Below are 18,459 nucleotides of genomic sequence, written 5' to 3'. Positions count from 1 at the left end.
CAACTCGGCGGAGGAATGTGGATACATGTTGGCTGATATTTTCTAGTTTGGCTGATTTCTCTTTCCGGTTGGCTGATATTTTCTAGTTTTGGCTGATTTCTCCTTCCGGTTGGCTGATATTTTCCGGTTTTGGCTGATTTCTCTTTCCGGTTGGCTGATATTTTCTAATTTTGGCTGATTCCTTCCTCCGGTTGGCTGATATTTTCTGGTTTTGGCTGATTTCTCCTTCCGGTTGGCTGATATTTTCTAGTTTTGGCTGATTTCTCTTTCCGGTTGGCTGATATTTTTACTTTTCAGCTAATTCTCTTGCTCGATTGGCCAGATATATTCAATTATCCACTATTTCCTAGCCCAATTAGTGATTTTTTTTATAAGAGAACCATTTAATTGGCTAAGCTGTATATGAGTCATCATTAATTCCCCCACACTGTTTTCGTCACTGCTAACATTGTTACCAAAAGGAATTAATGGACCAAACAAAAATTGGCTAATTTTCCCAATTTATATTGCTATCCTTTATTACGCCAAGCAAAAGGCCTTCAAGGTGTAATCCTTGAAGGCCTTTTGGTTAATGGTAGCCGTTTGATCCGTTGGCAGAACCAGATGTTTTATGCTTAGGCTTGCTTTTCCCTTTTTGTTTTGTCCCGCCATCTTTTTTTGTATGTTTTGTCATTTTAAATTCCCCCTTATTAAAATGTTTCCCCTCTAATAGTTTGTTCTTTTTACATTCTTTTATAGAGGTAAATAACGGATACACTTAACAAGGTTCTTTCTTTCTTTCCGTGAAATAAGCATTAATCTCGCCGCCAATAATAATAATAATACCTGTTATATAGAACCAAATCATTAGAACTATAATCGTTCCGATACTTCCATATGTTGCCGAATAATTACTAAAGTTCCCTACATAATAAGAGAAGGCTAAAGAAGCGACTACCCAGCCAATTGCAGCGAAAATGGCTCCTGGAATAGCGGAAATACATTTTAGTTTTTTATTCGGTGCAATCCAATAAAGAGCAAGAAACACAATAAATAGAATGATGGGGGATGCAAGAAATCTTAAAGTATTCCATAAGGATAAAAATTCATCCGTTAAATTAAATTGTGAAAATAAAAACATCCCTATTTGTTCTCCAAAAACCGGCAATAGCAAAGCAACTACTACTACAGCAATCATTCCAAGTGTCAGTAAAATAGACATACCTCTTGCTACTATAAAAGATCTTGTTTCTTCCACATCATACGCTTTATTTAACGCCTTTACGATAGCATTTAAACCGTTTGAAGCAGACCATATTGTCGCAATGATACCAAATGATAATAAACTAACATTTCTGCTGAGTACCTGATCAATATTAGATTCAATCGTATTCATAATGTCGCCAGGAGCAAATCCTTCCACTAATCCTAATAAGTCTTCCTTCGTAATAGGAAGATACGGAAGAAGAGTCATCACAAAAATAAGTAATGGGAAAATTGACAAAAGGAAATAATAGGATAATTGGGCTGCCAGATCAAATACATTATCTTGTTGAATTTTCTTGATAAGAACCTTTATAAATGGAATTACGCCTCCCATACAAAATCACCGTCCTAACAGTTCTTTTATGTATGTCTATTGCCCTTTATCGTGTAAATAAAAACCTGTTCACTAATTAGAAAAGACATTAGCCCTTTCTAGCATATGTTCTCATAGTATGTAATGGGAGGCAGCCTAAAGCATCTCCCCTCTTCTAATGTAAAAAATTCCAAATAAAGAGATGGGTACATAGGCTGCTATCCCTGTCAAAACCATTCTTACTGGCTATTCTGGCTTAGGTAAATATTGTATGCTGGAAACAAGCGTTTTTTCCTGATTTCTCGTATTCCCGCTTGAGAAAGCTTCCTTTGTATCTCGGATAATACCAGCAACGACTGGTGTTATTCCTTTCAGTTCTTCTAACTGTTTTTTAACAAATGCAGCATCGTCCGAAATTTTCAGGGCTGAATTCTTTATTTTTTCGGAAGTTAGATTCAAGCTAGATGTCATTTGATCCAAATCTGTTACAGTATCTTTCGCATGCTGTAAAGTTGTTACCGCATGTTGTCTTGTATGTCTGTCCAATAAGCTAATAGCTGTTCCAATAAGACTGCCGATAAAAAGACCTTTTGTCATACTTATTTTCATCATCCCTGCCACCTCTCCAAATTATTTGGCTATTACAGCCCCAATTTTGTAAAACAAGCTTGAAGGATGGCTATTATTGCTTATAAGGAATATTTTTGCTTAATCTCTCGTAACAGACCTTCACAGCCATCCTTCACTAAGGCAAACACCTCTTCAAAATTGCCGGTATAATATGGGTCTGGTACTTCTTTTCCCGCAGCGTGGTCTGTATAATCCATTAACAAACGGACTTTTGTGCCGTCTAACATTTCATTAAGCTTTTTAATATTTGCTATATTACTGTTATCCATTGCAATTAGATAATCAAATTCTTCTAAATCCTTATCCGCCAATTGACGGGCAAAAATACCTGCATCCTTGATTTTATTCACTTTAAGAATATCTCTTGTTCCCTGGTGAGGCGGATTACCAGTATGCCAGCCGCCGGTTCCAGCCGAATCACAAATAATCCTATCTTGCAATCCTTCCTTTTCGACTAAGTCACGGAATACTGCCTCCGCCATAGGAGAACGGCAAATATTTCCTAAGCAAATAAATAAAACACGTATTTTCATTTTTATTTTCCTCCATTTTTCTATTTACATACTTTTTTTACTTACCAGTTCGCAAAAGGCACTTTATTTAATGATACATCTCTATATTGACATTTCTATGTTTGCATGAAAAGATGAATAGAACAACTTTATTGTCCAGGAAAGGGGAAAGGTATGAATTTAGATAATAAAACAACAGAAAATGTGAATTTCATGATTGAAAAAATAAAAGAAAAATTAAAAGTATTGAACATAGGTGCCATTAAATCCACCCATTTTGATGAAGATCTATATGATGACATTAAAGAAATTTATGAGCATGTGATGAAACGAGACTCCTTTAGTCCAAATGAAATGCAGGCACTCGCTGAAGAGCTTGGAAACTTGCGAAAACAATAACTTGATTTTAGAAAAAATAATCAGTGGGTGAGTGCCCACTGATTTCTTTTAATGCCATAGGACAACGAATACCATTAAACATCTTGATCGGTAAGTATAACAGGACCTTCTTTTGTGATAGCAATGGTATGCTCATATTGTGCTGAGTGCCTTCCATCTATCGTTCTTGCTGTCCATCCATTATTATCCATTTTCATTTTATAATCACCAACATTAACCATTGGCTCAATTGTAAATACCATTCCTTCTTTGATACGAGGCCCTTTGCCTGCTAAACCAAAATGAGGTACTTCTGGTTTTTCATGTATTACTTTGCCAATACCATGACCGATAAAATCTCTCACAACAGAAAAACCTTGTTCTTCTACATATTGTTGAATAGCGAATCCAATATCCCCGATTCGATTGCCAACCTTCGCCTGTTCAATACCTATATAGAGGGCTTTTTTTGTAACATCCATCAGTTTTTGCAATTCAGCTGATACTTCTCCAACTGCATATGTCCAGGCAGAGTCAGCCAAAGCACCATTATAATTAACAACCATGTCAATGGTTACGATATCTCCTTTTTTTAGAGGCTCATTTCTTGGAAAACCGTGACAAATTTCATCATTTATACTGGCACAAGTTGCATATGGATAATCACGATATCCTTTTTGTTCAGGAGTGGCTCCCATTTCTGCTAAATAAGCTTCCACCTTTTGATCAATTTCCAATGTTGTAATCCCTGGTTTTATCATCTTGGCAATCATTTTATGACAACCAACTAGAATCTCACCAGCCTTCTTCATTTGTTCTATTTCTCGTTTTGATTTTAATACAATCATGTCCAAGCCTTCTTCCTATCTAAAATTACCGCTAAGAATGAACACAAATAGAATTTTTTCTACTCCTCTTTTTATATTAGCGGTTCATTAAGTATGTTATCTTAACATTATGAGTTGATTGCAGCCAAAAAAACAATTTATCTCTTCTTAAGATTAACACAAAAAAAGAGCCTATACCTACTCCAACTCATGATAAAAAGATTATATTCCCCTTACCATAAATCTGTGTAGGTACAGACTCTTTCCATTATTTATATTTCTTTATTTATTTAAAAGCTTTAATGATTCACGATTAAAGGCAGGGATATCTTCTGGCGTTCTGCTTGTTACCAATTGGTCCCCACATACCACAACCTCTTCATCCTTAAAAGTAACACCTGCGTATTCCATGTCCACTTTGATTGATTTATAGCCAGTGGCATTTCTACCTTCTAGCGCTTTAGCAGTAATGAGCAGCTGCGGTCCATGACAAATTGCAAAAACAGGTTTTTTTGCATCCATAAACGCTTTTGTAAAGGCCACAACTCGATCATCGACACGGAGCTGGTCAGGAGAAAATCCACCTGGAATGAATAATGCATCGAATTCATCAGGGGAAACCTCATCTATTCCTTTATCAATTGTCACAGAGGCTTCTTTTTGTTTTCCTTCCACTGTTTTACCAGCTTCTAGTTCAATTGTTACAACTTCATGCCCAGCTTCTTTATAAGCCTTAGCCGGTTCTGTGTACTCAGAGTCCTCAAACATATCAGTAATTAAAGTAGCAATTTTTTTACTCATATATAGCATCTCCTTTTTCTATTTTCTATAAGTAACGTTCCCCATAGAATGAAAATAAAACATGCTAGGACCATTTTTTCACGCCTCGTTTCTTCTTGCAAAATCAACAAATCGGAATTTATCTGGTCGATGTCGCGACTCTGTAAATTGAAATAAAGTAGCATTTTCAAAATATATGTAGTTTTTAACTACTACGATCGAATGAAATCCTTCTAAATCTAATAGGTTATAGTCTTCTTCTGTAGGCTCTTCTACTGTAAATTCTTTTTTCGCAAAGCTAATTTTTAAATTTAACTGTTTCTCAATATAATCAAAAATAGAGTTTTTACATATTTCCTCTGTTAATCCCGGAACATATTTTTCGACAATATAATCCTTATCTAAAATGATACGTTCTTGATTAATTTCTCTTACACGAAAAACTTCCCAGATAGAATCGTCCTTGTTTAACTGCATTTCCTTTTGCAAAAAAGAAGATGGTTGTTTATTCGTAAAGCTTTCAATAATTGTGACAGAGGAATGTCCCATTTTATCCGCTAATTCCTTAAAGCTAACTAGCCCGGAGATTGGAAATTGCAGTTTTTCTAAATCAAGCACTAAAGAACCTTTACCTCTGAGCTTTTGAATATATCCTTTTTGCGATAAAATATTTAAAGCCTTACGAATTGTTTCTCTAGATGTGTTATACTGCTCAGCTAATTCATTTTCAGATGGCAAAATAGTATCGGGTGGATACTTTCCATTTCTTATCGCAGCTTCTAATTCCTCGAATATCATATAATATTTATTCAACATGAAATTCACCAACATTTTCAAATTATTCGTTACCATTCTACTCTTTTTCAGACAAATTGTCTAAAAAGGATTGAAAAATGAATAAAAAAATGTTTCAGTGTATGTAGAAAAGGGTAAGCACTATAAGATATATTTCAATATTGTGAACATACTTTTAGAAAAATCTTTTACACATCAATGGTTTATAAGCATAATGGATAGAACAATTCGTTCTTTATATGGAACTTTTTATCTATAAATGCTATGATAAATATACATACCGTAAAGAGTGAAAGTGAGTGAGCGTATGATTGGGGATCGTGTAAAACAGCTACGTTTAGAGAAGAGAATGTCCTTATCAGAATTAGCTGAACAAGCCGGAGTTGCAAAATCTTATTTAAGTTCCTTGGAAAGAAATTTACAATCCAATCCATCGATTCAGTTTTTAGAAAAAATAGCAGCTGTTTTCAATATACCAGTCGATCATTTAATCAATGATCAACAGAATAAGGATGAATTAGATTCTGAATGGTTAAAAATTGTAAAAGAGGCAATGGATTCCGGGGTATCAAAAAAAGAATTCCGTGAATTTTTGGAATTTAACAGATGGAGACTGGAACAAAAAAAATAGTACGTTTTCCACTTATATGGTTAAAATAAGTTATTAGATTTTTTCCATTTCAAAAGAGGTTATCTACATTGAATACTTTTCCATTATTGTCAAGTATTCAATGTAGAGATATCTTTTTTGTCCATTTTTTAGACAATCATTTTCTATATACAAATGTTTATTTCGGATTTTCCTGAATTAAGTAATCCTTCTCACTTCGCAAAAATTCTCTTACTTCTTGCAAATTCATTCCAATATTTTTGGCTTCATTAATTAATTGAATCCATTCTAAATCCAATTCTTCGGTAAAAAGTTGACTATTAATCACTTAATTCTTCCCTCCCAAAAATACATTTGTATTTTGGCAGTCCGGCCATCATTGTTTTAAGACATTAGATCCGTGACTTTGCGTCCCAAACTTTCGTATTGGTTTGCCTTTTACATTTACCTTTTCTCGTATTCTTTACTGTTTTCTCATTATATCGCTTTTCCTCAAATGATGCAGTAATTTGTCATAAAATTAGGATAAATTACTAAAATATTTCTCCTTGTTTCTACAAAAAATGTTGATTACAGCGAATCTTATCGAATTAATCATACTTATGCATTATTTACAGATTTCTCTTAAGTCAGGAGCACTACTTATCTTGTCTTCTATCATAATATTGTGTTTGATAGCTTTTTAGCACTTTTTTAAAAGAATAATTAATATGAATTTGTTCAAATGTAATCGCATCAAAAAAAGGATATTCCGTTAAGTCATTTTGGCATATAGGACAAATCCACCTGCCTCGTTCACTACTACTATACGATGGTCTATTGCATATATCACAGTTTTTTCTATACATTTTCCACCCTCTTCCTTTTTCTTTTTGGTTTCTTATGCTGAAATAATTGTTACTGATTTAGTTCATTTATTATCTCTTTAGTTAAATTATAATGTTATAAAACACAACAATGTTCTTAGTAAAGAACTTTTCCATAAGTATAGTGCAAAACTATCATTTTTGAAAATTCCAAAATCAACCGTTTTTTCTTTTTAACGAACGATTATCATTCTTTTCCTCACAATAACTCCTTTTATCTAGCTTTTTCATATTTTATATTCACAATATCGTTCGTTATAATGAAATTACATTTCTTATGTGATAAGGAGAATATTGTTATGTTGGTTGGAGAAAAAATAAAGACATTAAGAATAAAAAAGGGCTTTTCTATTAATGAACTTTCCGACAAATCCGGTGTTTCCAAATCTTATTTAAGCTATATTGAAAGAGGAATTCAAAAGAACCCCTCTCTTCAAGTATTAACGAAACTTGCCCACACTCTTGAGACAAATGTAGAGGAACTACTAGACAATAATTATACAGTGATAGATGGAATCGATGAGGACTGGATGAGTTTAGTAGAGGAGGCAATAGAAGAAGGAATTACAAAAGAAGATTTTGCTGGCATTCTTGAATATGTTAAATTTAAAAAAAGACAAGAGAACTAGAAAAAAGGAAGCCTTCTCTATTAATGGCAATAGCGAATGGCCTCCCCCCATTGGAGTTTATGTGTACTCTTCCTGTTTTGTTTTTCTAATAAACATTCTTTCATCAAAAAGACTATTCAAAGAGAATGCTACTACCGATTTGGAAGCGATATTCTTACTTCGAATAGTCTTATTTCTTATTTATTTAACTCTACTGCTATTTTTGAGCCCACCTCTGCATTGTTTTTGACTAATGCAATATTAGCAACTAGGCTTGTTCCTTCTGTTAACTCTTTGACACGACTTAATAAGAATGGAGTTACTTTTTTACCTATAATATGATTTTCTTTTGCTTCTTGGAGTGCCTTTTCAATAATTTCTGTAATGTATTTTTCATCGAGAGCATCTTTTTCTGGAATTGGATTAGCGATCACTACCCCGCCATCTAGTCCTAATGCCCATTTTGTTTGGATCATATCTGCTGCTTCTTTTGGATCTTCTACTGAGAAATTCACTTCAAATGGACTCGTTCTTGTATAAAAAGCAGGAAGAGACTTTGTTCCATATCCTACAACTGGAACACCATATGTTTCAAGATATTCTAGCGTTAATCCAATATCTAATATTGATTTGGCTCCCGCGCAAACAACCGCTACGCTTGTTTTAGCAAGTTCTTGTAAATCCGCAGAAATATCCATTGTATGCTCTGCTTCTCTATGAACGCCGCCAATTCCGCCAGTTACAAACACTTTAATTCCTGCAAGTTCTGCGCAAATCATGGTAGCAGCTACAGTTGTTGCCCCATTCTTTTTACCAGCGATCAAATATGGTAAATCACGTCTGCTTGCTTTCTCAATATTATCGCTTTTAGCTAAAAATTCAATTTCATCTTCTGATAAACCAATTTTTATTTTCCCTTCTATTATTGCAATGGTTGCAGGAACTGCGCCATTTTTACGAATAATATCTTCTACCTCTTTAGCAGTTTCCACATTTTGAGGATAAGGCATTCCATGGGAAATAATAGTCGATTCTAAGGCTACAATCGGTAGATTATTTTTCTTTGCTTCTAATACTTCTTTTGAGAATTCTAGCCATTCTGTTTTCATGTTATATGCTCCTTTTTGCAAAGTATTTTCCAAATAGTTCTTGTAATTTTTTATTATTTAATAACGGATTTACTGTTTGATTCGATTGAAGGGTTATGTTTGAGCAAGTAATACCGATTTTACAAGCATCTTCCGTGTTTAGGCCTTTAATATGAGAATACATTATACCTGAAACAAGGGAATCACCAGCACCTGTTACATCGACTACTTCTGCTTCTGGAGGTAGGATCACACCAGCTTCCCCCAATTTAGTAAAATAGATAAGGCCTTTATCTCCCCGTGTAATAACTACTTTTTCAACACCTTTTTCGAGAATTATTTCAGCTGCTTTAAAGAAGTCTCCTTCTTCTTTTATTTTTATTCCTGCTAGTACCTCTGCCTCATCTCTGTTTGCAATCAACCAAGTAACTCCATGCAGATCTTCTGGCAGCTTTCGTACTTTTGGTGCCGATACAGGCGTAATACACAATGCCATTTGTTCTTGCCTGCATCTGATGATAATATGCTCCAATACTTCTGCTGAAAAATTAGTGTCAAGAATAACTAATTCTGATGTTGCAATATACCCCCACTTTTTATCGATTATATCTTTATCAATGCTGTCATATATAGACATATCTGCTAAAGCAACGGCAAGTTCACCATCAGATTTCAATAAGGCTGTATAAGTCCCCGTGCGATAAAGATTAGACAAAAGAGATGGAGTGATATCTGCATAGTTTTTGGTATTCTCTAATAGCCATTCCCCTTCATGATCATCTCCCACAATAGTAAATAAAGAAGTTTCGAGTCCCAATCGTCCTAAATTCTCTGCAATATTTCTTGCGACCCCACCAGGTGACTGACTTGTAGATGCTGGATTAGAGGTACCGTACTGAATGGTCTCCTCTGCTTGAACTTTACGATCAACATTGGCTCCTCCAATACAAATAACTTCTTTCTTTTTTGGTAATACATAAGCTCTACCTAGTAGTTTCCCTTCTTTTGTTAAAGAAGAAATATAGCCTGCTACCGCAGAACGGGATAAGCCCATTTTCTCAGCTATTTCATTTTGAGTAACAAAGGGATTTTCTTTAATCAGCTGAAGAATAAAAATCTCTTTATCATTCACTTCCATCTCCCCCTCAAATAAAGTGAAACTGCCATTGGTTAGAAGTAGAAATGAGTTATCTCTATTTCTAACAAAACATTTGTCTTTATTATAAACTTTTGTTTGATGAACAACAAGACTTTATTCATTTTTACGAAAACTTTATTTATTTGTTGATTTAGTAATCTTTTTTTTATAAGATTTCTAGATCAAAAAAAGAAGACTATCCATTGTTAGTCTTCTTTTGCAACTCTTGGTTCAATTAAAATATCTACTCTTCTATTTTTTGCTCTTCCTGCAGAACTATCATTATTAGCAATAGGCTGAAACTCGCCGTATCCTTTCGCACTAAATGATTTAGGATCTAATTTCTTGTTTTCAAGAAGTAATTTCATGAAATTCAGTGCTCTTGTCACACTTAGTTCCCAGTTGGACTCATAACTTGAATTACTGATTGGAACATTGTCTGTATGTCCACTTATAATAATGCTTCGCGGTGGATCCATCACAAGTAAATTGGCAATTTCCGAAACAACTTTTCTGTCCTTATTTCGAACTTCAGCACTTCCAGAAGCAAAGAGTACATTATCTCTAATTGAAACATGCAAACCTTCATCCGTCAGTTCCGTATCCAGCTTGTTCCCTAATTTATTCTTAGCAATATAGGCATTTACCTTCTGTTGAATTTCTAATAATTCTTGTTTATCTTGCTGTTCTTGTAATTCTTTTAGCTCTTTTTCACTAAGATTTTTTTTATCCTTTTTGTCTTCCTTTTTCTCTTGGTCAGCCAAATCAACATCTGTAGTTTCACTATTCATTGACGGTGCAGGACTAGGATATTCGAAAATACCTGTCCCTCCTTGTAATTCTCTATTAAAAGCTTCTGCTATTTCAGAGAATTTTTTTGCGTCAACAGAACTCATGCCATATAAAACGATAAATAAAGCCAACAATAAAGTAAGGATATCGGCATAGGGAACAAGCCAAGATTCGTCTACATGCTCCTCATGATGTACTTTCTTTTTTTTCTTTTTACTCATTCGTATTCACACTACTTTCGCTTTCTTCCAGAAATTGTCTTCTTTCTGAAACAGGTAAATACGATGCAAGCTTTTGTTCAATTACCCTAGGCGCTTCTCCTTCTAGAATAGAAAGAACCCCTTCTATCATCAAATATTTTTGACTTGCTTCCACGTGTGATTTTCTCTTCAGTTTATTTGCAAATGGATGCCATAAAACGTATCCCGTAAATATCCCCATTAAAGTAGCAACAAACGCAGCACTAATAGCATGTCCAAGTGCTTCAGCATCAGACATATTTCCTAATGCAGCAATCAGCCCAATTACTGCTCCTAGTACTCCCAATGTAGGAGCATATGTACCTGCTTGCGTAAAAATTAGTGCTCCTGAACGATGTCTCTCTTCCATTGCTTCTATTTCTTCTGTTAATACATCTCTAATATACTCTGCACTTTGTCCATCTACAGACAAGGATAAGCCATTTCTTAAAAATGGATCTTCAATTTCATCTGTTTTTGCTTCTAATGCAAGAAGTCCTTCTTTTCTAGCTAATTGTGCCCACTCTGAAAACAAGCGAATTAACTCTTTCGTATCCTGCACTTTCTGCTCCTTAAACAAGATGCCGAATAACTTTGGAACTCGTTTAATTTCTGAAGCAGGAAAGGCAATAACTACTGCTGCCACTGTACCTACTAAAATAATTAGAATAGCCGCTGGATTCAATAATACTGCAGGACTGACACCTTTAAATACCATTCCAACTCCAACAGCAATAATAGCAAGTATAATTCCTATCAAGGAAGTTTTATCCATCATTTTCACCTATCTTATTCCAAAATTTCGATTCTCTGTCTTACCTTTTTTTTCGACATTTCTCTTCAAATTTTTAGTTTTATTTCATGTAAATTTCGTAAACTTCATGAATCATGACGATAGTCCTGCTTTTTATAAAAAAAAGGTGATATTTTCATCACCTTTTTTTGAAATATAAGTTAAGAAACCTATATTTTAATCAAAACCGTAACTACTATCATCATTTCGGAAAAAATTTATTCTCAACCTTTTTCTGATATCCAGAAAAAGGTTGAGAATGACTTCCTGCTGTACGTTCTTTCATCATTATACGGAAGCGCAATAATTTTTCATTATATTTTCTTTGTAAAACTAATTTTTCTTCTTCTGTCTCACAGGAACGAATTAAATCTTCCATGGACAGTAATTCTTGTCTAATCTTATCTTCTTCTAATGAATATCCAGCATTCTTGAGAACACGATAAGCCATTCGCAATTCTTCTGGTACAGATGCTAAGCTATCCTTTGGGAGCGGTTTTCCGAACCCGGGAAGATGGTTAAACTCCCCGTCTTTATATGCTTTTTTGATTTTATCTTCTGAAACAAGAAACGAAAAATCCATTCATCCATCCCCTCCTGTTTTCAATAAATCTATTTCCATTATACAATTTCCACTTCACGTCGGTATAGGATGAGCGATTTTTATAAAAAATAGAAAAGAAAGGGGTGTTATTATTGGCACGTGGAGAACATTTCAATCATAAGAAGAAACACCATCCAGGTCCGCTTCCAAAGGATACAAGAAAACATACACATACAGAGGATGCTCCTGGCGATGAAGAATTTATCGTAACACAGGAAGCTTTTAAAAACCGAATCGAAGAAGAAGAATAAATCCAAGCAATAGACGGCGTTCTCGACCATTCGAAAAGGGCGCCGTCCTCCTTTTCCCCCAAAAAGTGGTCCCCTTTATTTTCCTATACGTTCGAAATAGGTCATCATATGCTTCACCTTTATATTCAGCAAAAGCTCACTATTTCCCACTCCCCTTCTTCTCTCATGTTATACTAGAAGGTATCGTATGACTAATAAAACGATGATTATCAAAAAGAATACGGTTGGCTTTCTTACTTGAAAATGAATAACAGAATCTACTTCTTTTATTCAAGACAGCTAAAATTTCTATTGGAAGGTGTTTAAATGAAATCTCTTGTGTTATGTGAAAAGCCAAGTGTTGCTAGAGAAATTGCAAGAGTGCTTGGTTGCAATAAATCCACTAAAAATTATTTAGAATCAGATAAATATATAGTGACTTGGGCTTTAGGCCATTTAATTGAATTAAAAATGCCTGAGCATTATGATCCTAAATTTAAAAATTGGAATTTAGATGATTTACCAATTATTCCACAAAAAATGGAATTAAAAGTGATGAAGCAAACCAGTCATCAATATAAAGCCATTGAACAACTAGCAAAAAGAAAAGATATTAAAGATTGCATTATCGCCACAGATGCAGGGCGTGAAGGAGAATTAGTTGCTCGTTGGATTTTAGAAAAGATCCGATTTAACAAACCAACTAAACGTTTATGGATATCTTCACAAACAGACCGAGCAATAAAGGATGGCTTTAAACAACTAAAGCCTGGAAAAGACTATGATCGCTTATATCAATCCGCTGTGTGTAGAGCACAAGCAGATTGGCTAATCGGATTAAATGTTTCAAGAGCCTTAACAACAAAATTCAATGATCCATTGTCAGCAGGGCGTGTTCAAACTCCCACTTTATCAATGGTTCTAGAGAGAGAAAAAGAAATTCAATCCTTTGTTCCAAAAGAATATTGGACCATCACTGCACAAATAGATTCTCTACAAGCAAAATATGAAAAGAATCAAGAGAGAAGAATCTTTTCAAAAGAAACGGCAGAAAAAATTGTCGCCAATACTAAAGGAAAACCAGCAGTTGTTGAAACACTAACCGTAAAAGAAAAAACAGAACAACAGCCATTGCCTTATGATTTAACAGAGCTCCAGCGAGACGCAAACCGTCGATTCGGCTTCTCTGCCAAAAAGACGTTAAATGTCCTGCAGAAGCTATACGAGCAACATAAACTTGTCACCTATCCAAGAACGGATTCACGATATTTAACGACAGATATGAAGAATACGATGATTGATCGCATCGAAAGTATTTCTGGAGCATTTAAAGAAGAAGTTCAACCTGTCTTACGTAACAAGGGGAAGGTCGAAGCCAATAATGTGTTTAATAATAATAAGGTATCTGACCACCATGCCATTATCCCCACTGAGCAGCCTGTATTTTTAAACCGATTAGATAATGAAGAAGTAAAAATTTATGATTTAATCGTAAAAAGATTTTTGACACTATTTTACCCAAAATATAAGTACGAAATTATTTCTACAACATTAAACATTAATGGAGCTTCATTTGTCGCTCAAGAAACAAATATATTAGAGTTAGGTTTTAAAGCATTAGACTCTCGCAAAACAGATTCTTCTAAAAGTCTACAGCTTCAAAAGGGGCAACAATTAAAAGTCCAATCTGTAAATTTGGAGCAAAAATTTACGGAAGCCCCATCTCGTTTTACAGAAGCTGATATTCTGGGGAAAATGGAAAAATTCGGACTGGGTACTCCAGCTACACGTGCTGAAATTATTGAAAGATTGCTTTCATCTGAGGTATTAGAAAGGCAAAATGGGAAATTACATTCTACCTCCAAAGGAAAACAGCTCATCAATCTCGTTAATGATGATTTGACTACTCCCGATTTAACGGCAAAATGGGAGCAAGAGTTAGAGGATATCGCTAAAGGAAAGGCAAATCCTCATCAATTTATGGAACAAATTAAAGAGCAGACAAAACGATTTGTCCGAGAAATAAAACAAAGTGAGAAATCGTATAAGATGCACAATCTCACTGGCTCCAAATGTCCTGAATGTGGATCTTTCCTAAAGGAAAAAAATACAAAAAACGGAAAAATTCTTGTATGCTCCAGTATGGATTGTTCTTTTAGTAAAAGAAAAGATCCTAAACTTTCGAACAAGCGTTGTCCACAATGCCATAAAAAAATGGAAATCCATAATGGAGTGGCCGGTACCTATTTCCAATGCAGAAACTGCAATGTTGTGGAAAAAGCTACAGACCGTAAAAAGACCATTAACAAAAGAGAAGAACGGAAACTTGTTCAGAAATACAGTAAAGACGAAAGCTTTGGAAATAGTCTAGGAGATTTATTAAAAGCCGCGATGAAAAAAGACGATTAAAAGCTATAAGGCTGTTATATTCGCATTCCAGCTATTAATTACTCCAATATCATCCGGATAATTCGGATGATATTTTTTATGTAATTTGCTACTATTACAAGCCGTTCACACTACTCTTTGCTTCCATGAATAAGTTTCCCTCTTTTTCTTCATCGATTATTAAACTTTTCTAATAAAGTTTTCGCACTTAGCTCTCTAGTGGAAGCAACCTGCCAATCCGCTTTTGCAAAAACATCTCCTTGTCCTATCCCGACAGAAAACATAGGCGTTTGTAAAATACCACTCAAGCCTGCTTGTCCATCCTCTATAGCAGCACACTCATGATAATCGATCCCTAAGCAATCTGCTGCTGTTAAAAATATTTCTGGATCTGGTTTTCCCTTTTTCAGAGAATGTGGGTCTACTATGCAGTCGAACCAGTCTCTTATTCCAAAACGCTCCAATAAAAAAGGTGCATTGGAGCTAGAGGATGCAATCCCAAATTTAATCCCCATTTCCCTAAGTTCTTTCAAAAATTCATACATTCCTGGCAGCATATTTTCTACTGTGAATTCTGCAATTAAAGCTTTATAATAATCACTCTTGCGATTTCCTAATATTTCCTTTTCTTTATCCGTAAATACTTTATCTGTTTGTGCAACTAAGTCGTCAATTAGCACCTTTCGAGGAACACCTTGATATCTTAAGTTATCTTCTCTAGTAAAGGAGACCCCAATCTCCAACGCCATTTTTTTTGTTGCTTCGTAATATAAAGGAACAGTATCTGCTATAACACCATCAAAATCAAAGATAACTGCTTGTAACCGATTAGTCATAAAAACCTCCTATAAATAAAAAAACAATTATATCTATTCTATCAAAAATGCATATTATTTGTTTCCCTCGCGCTAAGATCAATTATTATCCTAATGTTATGATCAATCAGTTTATTTCTCTTTCTAAAAAAGCTACAATAGAAGCAGCATCCATTCCATATTGGGATTCATGTTATACATAGAGCTAACCGCTTATAGAAAAGGAGAATAAAAATGAGTACATTTCAAGAAAATCTACAAAAATATGCAGAACTCGCAGTAAAAGTCGGTGTAAATATCCAAAATGGACAAACGCTTGTTATTAATACATCCATTGAATCAGCAGAGTTTGTTCGTCTTGTCGTAAAAGAAGCTTACCAAATTGGCGCAAGTAATGTTGTAGTCAATTGGAGTGATGATTTCGTTACTCGTACTAAATACGAATTGGCACCAGATGAAGCATTTAAAGAATATCCTGAATTTAGAGCAAAAGAGACGATTGCACTTGCAGAAGAAGGGGCAGCCTTCATGTCAGTAGTATCTTCTAGTCCAGACCTTTTAAAAGGGATTGATTCTGAACGAATTAGTAACTTCCAAAAAGCTTCTGGTACAGCTTTAAGCCAATTCCGAAAATATGTACAGTCCGACAAAGTAAGCTGGACCGTAATTGCTGTTCCATCCAAAGCTTGGGCAAATCTTGTTTTCCCAGATGCCCCTGAAAACAGCAGAGTTGAGTTACTATGGGATGCTATATTTAAGGCTATTCGAGTAGATCAAGCAGATCCAATCCAAGCATGGAAAGAACATGATAAAAAACTTCATACAAAAGTGGATTACTTAAATGAAAAAGCATACAAACAGCTTCATTATACAGCTCCAGGTACAGATTTAACGATTGAACTTCCAGAAGGACATCTATGGTGCGGTGCAGGATCCATCAATGAAAAAGGTTTTGAATTCATGGCAAATATGCCGACTGAAGAAGTCTTCACTGTTCCACATAAAAAAGGAGTAAATGGAACTGTATCAAGCACAAAGCCTTTAAGCTATGGCGGAAACATTATTAATAATTTCTCCGTAACCTTTAAAGATGGTCGAATTATCGATGTGAAGGCAGAAGAAGGGGAAGAAATTCTTCGTCAATTAGTTGAAACAGATGAAGGTTCTCATTATCTTGGAGAAGTAGCTTTAGTACCACATCGTTCACCTATTTCTCAATCAAATATTCTTTACTACAATACTTTATTTGATGAAAATGCTTCAAATCACTTAGCAATCGGAAGTGCATATGCATTCTGTATTGAAGGGGGAAAAAAGATGTCAAGTGAAGAACTAGCTGAAAAAGGTCTAAACGATAGTATTACACATGTCGACTTTATGATAGGTTCAGACAAAATGAATATTGACGGTATTACCACAGACGGAAAAGTAGAAGCAGTATTCCGCAATGGAGACTGGGCATTTTAATTTTTAGTAACCAAGTTCAATAAGGATGTTCCATGGAATGTTTATGTTATGAAACATTTCACGGAACATCCTTTATTTTACTGTTTTGTTAATCTTCCTATTTTACCAATCTAATCGATTTAATTCGTTGAGATAAGTCCAATTGGATGATTAGTTTATAGTTTCCTGCTGTATAAGTAGCTATAGACCCATCCTCTTTCGTAACAAAATCATCTGGCTTCCCGATTGTATCTTGAATCGATTGTACTGATTCTTTTAAACGAATACCTGGAATAGAAATAGAAGTAACAAGATCGGTTTTCTTATCATAGTAATAAGTAACCTCAGGAAAATCCAATTGACTATATTTCTGATTATAATCCTTGATTGTATAATTCGAATTAATTTTCTTTATCTCTTTTATATTTGTTCCGATTGGATATTGGGCGCCTATCAACATTCCTTGTTCCGCTAAATTTTTTAAACTAGAAGTAACAGATAAGTTTTTATATGGATAGTAAAATTCCGTATCATCCAGCCATTTATTTATAATATCCTTATTTTCAATAGAAGTTCCATCTACTTTAACTAATTTCCCGCTTTTCTGTTCAAGCATCCATGTATCAAATTCCATTTGGTCGGTATCTTTTTTCCTTAAGGTCTGTATATAATTTTGTTGAATGTTTTTGATATTTTTACTAAAGATACGCATTCCATAATCAGTCAGGGTAACTAATTTTCCATCATGAATGGTATAGAAATAGGCCATTACCTCATTTGCTTCTTCTCCTTGGTAAACAGCCGCAATATTTTGCTGGTTAACAAGAAATGTCGCTATATTTTTTTGCGACAAATTGAAGGTCATAGGATTGGGTAATTCTAGATCTTGTTTCACTGCTTCCTTTCCGTATTCTTTCGTCCATAAGTAAAAGGCAAAATCTCCAGTCACAATCGTATCATCTTTTTCCCCTAGATCCGTAGCTTCTACTTGCTGATATTTCCTTTCTCCTTCTCCTATAATATATAATTCATACTCTTTCTCTTTCACGTTCATATCTATTTCAAAATAAGCATTATCTTTCGTCCATTGTAAATCTTTCTTAATCACCATATGTTTTTGATCCAGCTCATTTTTATGTTTCTCTGTTAGATAGGAATTAACCATAGAAGTGATTAAAATCCCTGCAATTATAATGACTACGACCAATAACAGCCAGATATATTTATTTCTTTTCATTATCTTTCTCCTATTTTCCAAACATATCTATACTCCTTTAGGAGGAGTTAGATATTCACTTTATGGATAGTCATATTCTAGTTGTTTAAAATCAAGCATAACTACCATAAGTTATATTATTGAAA

General features: G+C 34.5%; 21 protein-coding genes and 1 riboswitch. Of the genes, 6 read left to right on the top strand and 15 right to left on the bottom strand.

Annotated features, from left to right (window positions below; all coding sequences use genetic code 11):
* Positions 1-757: 757 nt before the first annotated feature.
* The 3 genes from NSQ89_RS00760 to NSQ89_RS00750 all read right to left on the bottom strand — a co-directional run bounded on the left by NSQ89_RS00760 (position 758) and on the right by NSQ89_RS00750 (position 2,721).
* Complete coding sequence (locus tag NSQ89_RS00760; RefSeq protein ID WP_047941720.1) at positions 758-1,579, bottom strand: YihY/virulence factor BrkB family protein; 822 nt, start codon at positions 1,577-1,579, stop codon at positions 758-760.
* Positions 1,580-1,804: 225 nt separating this feature from the next.
* A complete protein-coding gene (locus tag NSQ89_RS00755; RefSeq protein ID WP_141231691.1) occupies positions 1,805-2,170 on the bottom strand; it encodes a YtxH domain-containing protein in 366 nt (121 codons plus the stop codon).
* 77 nt (positions 2,171-2,247) lie between these two features.
* Positions 2,248-2,721, bottom strand: coding sequence for a low molecular weight protein-tyrosine-phosphatase (locus NSQ89_RS00750; protein ID WP_341132078.1), 474 nt, complete (start codon positions 2,719-2,721; stop codon positions 2,248-2,250).
* Positions 2,722-2,874: 153 nt separating this feature from the next.
* Here NSQ89_RS00750 and NSQ89_RS00745 point away from each other — a divergent pair, with 153 nt between their 5' ends.
* Entirely contained in the window at positions 2,875-3,099 is a 225-nt protein-coding gene (locus tag NSQ89_RS00745) for a DUF1128 domain-containing protein (RefSeq protein WP_061799888.1), read from the top strand.
* A gap of 74 nt (positions 3,100-3,173) precedes the next feature.
* On the opposite strand, the gene map is transcribed toward NSQ89_RS00745, so the two are convergent.
* The 3 genes from map to treR all read right to left on the bottom strand — a co-directional run bounded on the left by map (position 3,174) and on the right by treR (position 5,501).
* On the bottom strand, positions 3,174-3,926 hold the full coding sequence (gene map, locus NSQ89_RS00740) for a type I methionyl aminopeptidase (RefSeq protein ID WP_061799891.1): 753 nt from the start codon (positions 3,924-3,926) through the stop codon (positions 3,174-3,176).
* A gap of 261 nt (positions 3,927-4,187) precedes the next feature.
* The gene (locus NSQ89_RS00735; RefSeq protein ID WP_061799892.1) at positions 4,188-4,706 is read right to left on the bottom strand and encodes a type 1 glutamine amidotransferase domain-containing protein; all 519 of its coding nucleotides are present in this window, start codon (positions 4,704-4,706) and stop codon (positions 4,188-4,190) included.
* Between the two features lie 78 nt (positions 4,707-4,784).
* Entirely contained in the window at positions 4,785-5,501 is a 717-nt protein-coding gene (gene treR / locus NSQ89_RS00730; protein ID WP_172867590.1) for a trehalose operon repressor, read from the bottom strand.
* A gap of 286 nt (positions 5,502-5,787) precedes the next feature.
* Between treR and NSQ89_RS00725 the strand changes: the two genes are divergently transcribed.
* Complete coding sequence (locus NSQ89_RS00725; protein WP_047941727.1) at positions 5,788-6,111, top strand: helix-turn-helix domain-containing protein; 324 nt, start codon at positions 5,788-5,790, stop codon at positions 6,109-6,111.
* A 157-nt stretch (positions 6,112-6,268) separates the two neighbouring features.
* Here the strand turns inward: NSQ89_RS00725 and NSQ89_RS00720 are convergent, their stop codons facing one another.
* Together NSQ89_RS00720 and NSQ89_RS00715 are read right to left on the bottom strand one after the other, a co-directional pair.
* Complete coding sequence (locus NSQ89_RS00720; RefSeq protein ID WP_341132077.1) at positions 6,269-6,418, bottom strand: anti-repressor SinI family protein; 150 nt, start codon at positions 6,416-6,418, stop codon at positions 6,269-6,271.
* A 32-nt stretch (positions 6,419-6,450) separates the two neighbouring features.
* Positions 6,451-6,536, bottom strand: a riboswitch (cyclic di-GMP riboswitch).
* 192 nt (positions 6,537-6,728) lie between these two features.
* On the bottom strand, positions 6,729-6,938 hold the full coding sequence (locus NSQ89_RS00715; RefSeq protein ID WP_047941728.1) for a hypothetical protein: 210 nt from the start codon (positions 6,936-6,938) through the stop codon (positions 6,729-6,731).
* Between the two features lie 317 nt (positions 6,939-7,255).
* Here NSQ89_RS00715 and NSQ89_RS00710 point away from each other — a divergent pair, with 317 nt between their 5' ends.
* Positions 7,256-7,585 (top strand): helix-turn-helix domain-containing protein, encoded by a 330-nt coding sequence (locus NSQ89_RS00710; RefSeq protein WP_082138298.1) that lies wholly within the window; start codon positions 7,256-7,258, stop codon positions 7,583-7,585.
* Positions 7,586-7,761: 176 nt separating this feature from the next.
* Here NSQ89_RS00710 and NSQ89_RS00705 read toward each other — a convergent pair whose 3' ends face one another.
* The 5 genes from NSQ89_RS00705 to NSQ89_RS00685 all read right to left on the bottom strand — a co-directional run bounded on the left by NSQ89_RS00705 (position 7,762) and on the right by NSQ89_RS00685 (position 12,197).
* Positions 7,762-8,673: a pseudouridine-5'-phosphate glycosidase gene (locus NSQ89_RS00705; RefSeq protein ID WP_341132076.1), complete on the bottom strand. Its 912-nt coding sequence runs from the start codon at positions 8,671-8,673 to the stop codon at positions 7,762-7,764.
* Between the two features lies 1 nt (position 8,674).
* Positions 8,675-9,790: a carbohydrate kinase gene (locus NSQ89_RS00700; RefSeq protein ID WP_047941730.1), complete on the bottom strand. Its 1,116-nt coding sequence runs from the start codon at positions 9,788-9,790 to the stop codon at positions 8,675-8,677.
* A gap of 206 nt (positions 9,791-9,996) precedes the next feature.
* Positions 9,997-10,803: a flagellar motor protein MotB gene (motB, locus tag NSQ89_RS00695; RefSeq protein WP_341132075.1), complete on the bottom strand. Its 807-nt coding sequence runs from the start codon at positions 10,801-10,803 to the stop codon at positions 9,997-9,999.
* The gene (gene motA, locus NSQ89_RS00690) at positions 10,796-11,596 is read right to left on the bottom strand and encodes a flagellar motor stator protein MotA (protein ID WP_047941732.1); all 801 of its coding nucleotides are present in this window, start codon (positions 11,594-11,596) and stop codon (positions 10,796-10,798) included. Before motA ends, motB begins: the two co-directional genes overlap by 8 nt.
* Positions 11,597-11,816: 220 nt before the next feature.
* A complete protein-coding gene (locus NSQ89_RS00685) occupies positions 11,817-12,197 on the bottom strand; it encodes a DnaJ family domain-containing protein (protein ID WP_172867003.1) in 381 nt (126 codons plus the stop codon).
* A 113-nt stretch (positions 12,198-12,310) separates the two neighbouring features.
* On the opposite strand from NSQ89_RS00685, the gene NSQ89_RS00680 reads away from it, so the two are divergent.
* Together NSQ89_RS00680 and NSQ89_RS00675 are read left to right on the top strand one after the other, a co-directional pair.
* Positions 12,311-12,469, top strand: a complete 159-nt coding sequence (locus tag NSQ89_RS00680; RefSeq protein ID WP_162837578.1) for a hypothetical protein — start codon at positions 12,311-12,313, stop codon at positions 12,467-12,469.
* Between the two features lie 306 nt (positions 12,470-12,775).
* Positions 12,776-14,857 carry a DNA topoisomerase III gene (locus NSQ89_RS00675; protein WP_144580229.1) on the top strand — a complete coding sequence of 694 codons (2,082 nt, stop codon included), beginning with the start codon at positions 12,776-12,778 and terminating at the stop codon, positions 14,855-14,857.
* A 149-nt stretch (positions 14,858-15,006) separates the two neighbouring features.
* Here the strand turns inward: NSQ89_RS00675 and pgmB are convergent, their stop codons facing one another.
* Positions 15,007-15,672, bottom strand: coding sequence for a beta-phosphoglucomutase (gene pgmB, locus NSQ89_RS00670; RefSeq protein ID WP_095259150.1), 666 nt, complete (start codon positions 15,670-15,672; stop codon positions 15,007-15,009).
* A gap of 213 nt (positions 15,673-15,885) precedes the next feature.
* On the opposite strand from pgmB, the gene NSQ89_RS00665 reads away from it, so the two are divergent.
* Positions 15,886-17,118, top strand: a complete 1,233-nt coding sequence (locus NSQ89_RS00665; RefSeq protein WP_341117119.1) for an aminopeptidase — start codon at positions 15,886-15,888, stop codon at positions 17,116-17,118.
* Between the two features lie 97 nt (positions 17,119-17,215).
* Here the strand turns inward: NSQ89_RS00665 and NSQ89_RS00660 are convergent, their stop codons facing one another.
* Entirely contained in the window at positions 17,216-18,334 is a 1,119-nt protein-coding gene (locus NSQ89_RS00660) for a DUF4309 domain-containing protein (protein WP_047941737.1), read from the bottom strand.
* Positions 18,335-18,459 lie beyond the last annotated feature (125 nt).

Origin of the sequence: Niallia sp. FSL R7-0648 (assembly GCF_038007005.1) — a bacterium.
In the GTDB taxonomy this organism is placed as follows: domain Bacteria; phylum Bacillota; class Bacilli; order Bacillales; family Cytobacillaceae; genus Niallia; species Niallia circulans.
Note: the sequence above shows the minus strand (reverse complement) of the source record. Positions and strands in the feature narration are given on the sequence as shown.

Excerpts from the sequence above, each read along its gene's own strand:
- NSQ89_RS00760 (WP_047941720.1), bottom strand. The coding sequence starts at position 1,579 with ATGGGAGGCGTAATTCCATTTATAAAGGTTCTTATCAAGAAAATTCAA.
- NSQ89_RS00755 (WP_141231691.1), bottom strand. The coding sequence starts at position 2,170 with ATGATGAAAATAAGTATGACAAAAGGTCTTTTTATCGGCAGTCTTATT.
- NSQ89_RS00750 (WP_341132078.1), bottom strand. The coding sequence starts at position 2,721 with ATGAAAATACGTGTTTTATTTATTTGCTTAGGAAATATTTGCCGTTCT.
- NSQ89_RS00745 (WP_061799888.1), top strand. The coding sequence starts at position 2,875 with ATGAATTTAGATAATAAAACAACAGAAAATGTGAATTTCATGATTGAA.
- map (WP_061799891.1), bottom strand. The coding sequence starts at position 3,926 with ATGATTGTATTAAAATCAAAACGAGAAATAGAACAAATGAAGAAGGCT.
- NSQ89_RS00735 (WP_061799892.1), bottom strand. The coding sequence starts at position 4,706 with ATGAGTAAAAAAATTGCTACTTTAATTACTGATATGTTTGAGGACTCT.
- treR (WP_172867590.1), bottom strand. The coding sequence starts at position 5,501 with ATGTTGAATAAATATTATATGATATTCGAGGAATTAGAAGCTGCGATA.
- NSQ89_RS00725 (WP_047941727.1), top strand. The coding sequence starts at position 5,788 with ATGATTGGGGATCGTGTAAAACAGCTACGTTTAGAGAAGAGAATGTCC.
- NSQ89_RS00715 (WP_047941728.1), bottom strand. The coding sequence starts at position 6,938 with ATGTATAGAAAAAACTGTGATATATGCAATAGACCATCGTATAGTAGT.
- NSQ89_RS00710 (WP_082138298.1), top strand. The coding sequence starts at position 7,256 with ATGTTGGTTGGAGAAAAAATAAAGACATTAAGAATAAAAAAGGGCTTT.
- NSQ89_RS00705 (WP_341132076.1), bottom strand. The coding sequence starts at position 8,673 with ATGAAAACAGAATGGCTAGAATTCTCAAAAGAAGTATTAGAAGCAAAG.
- NSQ89_RS00700 (WP_047941730.1), bottom strand. The coding sequence starts at position 9,790 with ATGGAAGTGAATGATAAAGAGATTTTTATTCTTCAGCTGATTAAAGAA.
- motB (WP_341132075.1), bottom strand. The coding sequence starts at position 10,803 with ATGAGTAAAAAGAAAAAAAAGAAAGTACATCATGAGGAGCATGTAGAC.
- motA (WP_047941732.1), bottom strand. The coding sequence starts at position 11,596 with ATGGATAAAACTTCCTTGATAGGAATTATACTTGCTATTATTGCTGTT.
- NSQ89_RS00685 (WP_172867003.1), bottom strand. The coding sequence starts at position 12,197 with ATGGATTTTTCGTTTCTTGTTTCAGAAGATAAAATCAAAAAAGCATAT.
- NSQ89_RS00675 (WP_144580229.1), top strand. The coding sequence starts at position 12,776 with ATGAAATCTCTTGTGTTATGTGAAAAGCCAAGTGTTGCTAGAGAAATT.
- pgmB (WP_095259150.1), bottom strand. The coding sequence starts at position 15,672 with ATGACTAATCGGTTACAAGCAGTTATCTTTGATTTTGATGGTGTTATA.
- NSQ89_RS00665 (WP_341117119.1), top strand. The coding sequence starts at position 15,886 with ATGAGTACATTTCAAGAAAATCTACAAAAATATGCAGAACTCGCAGTA.
- NSQ89_RS00660 (WP_047941737.1), bottom strand. The coding sequence starts at position 18,334 with ATGAAAAGAAATAAATATATCTGGCTGTTATTGGTCGTAGTCATTATA.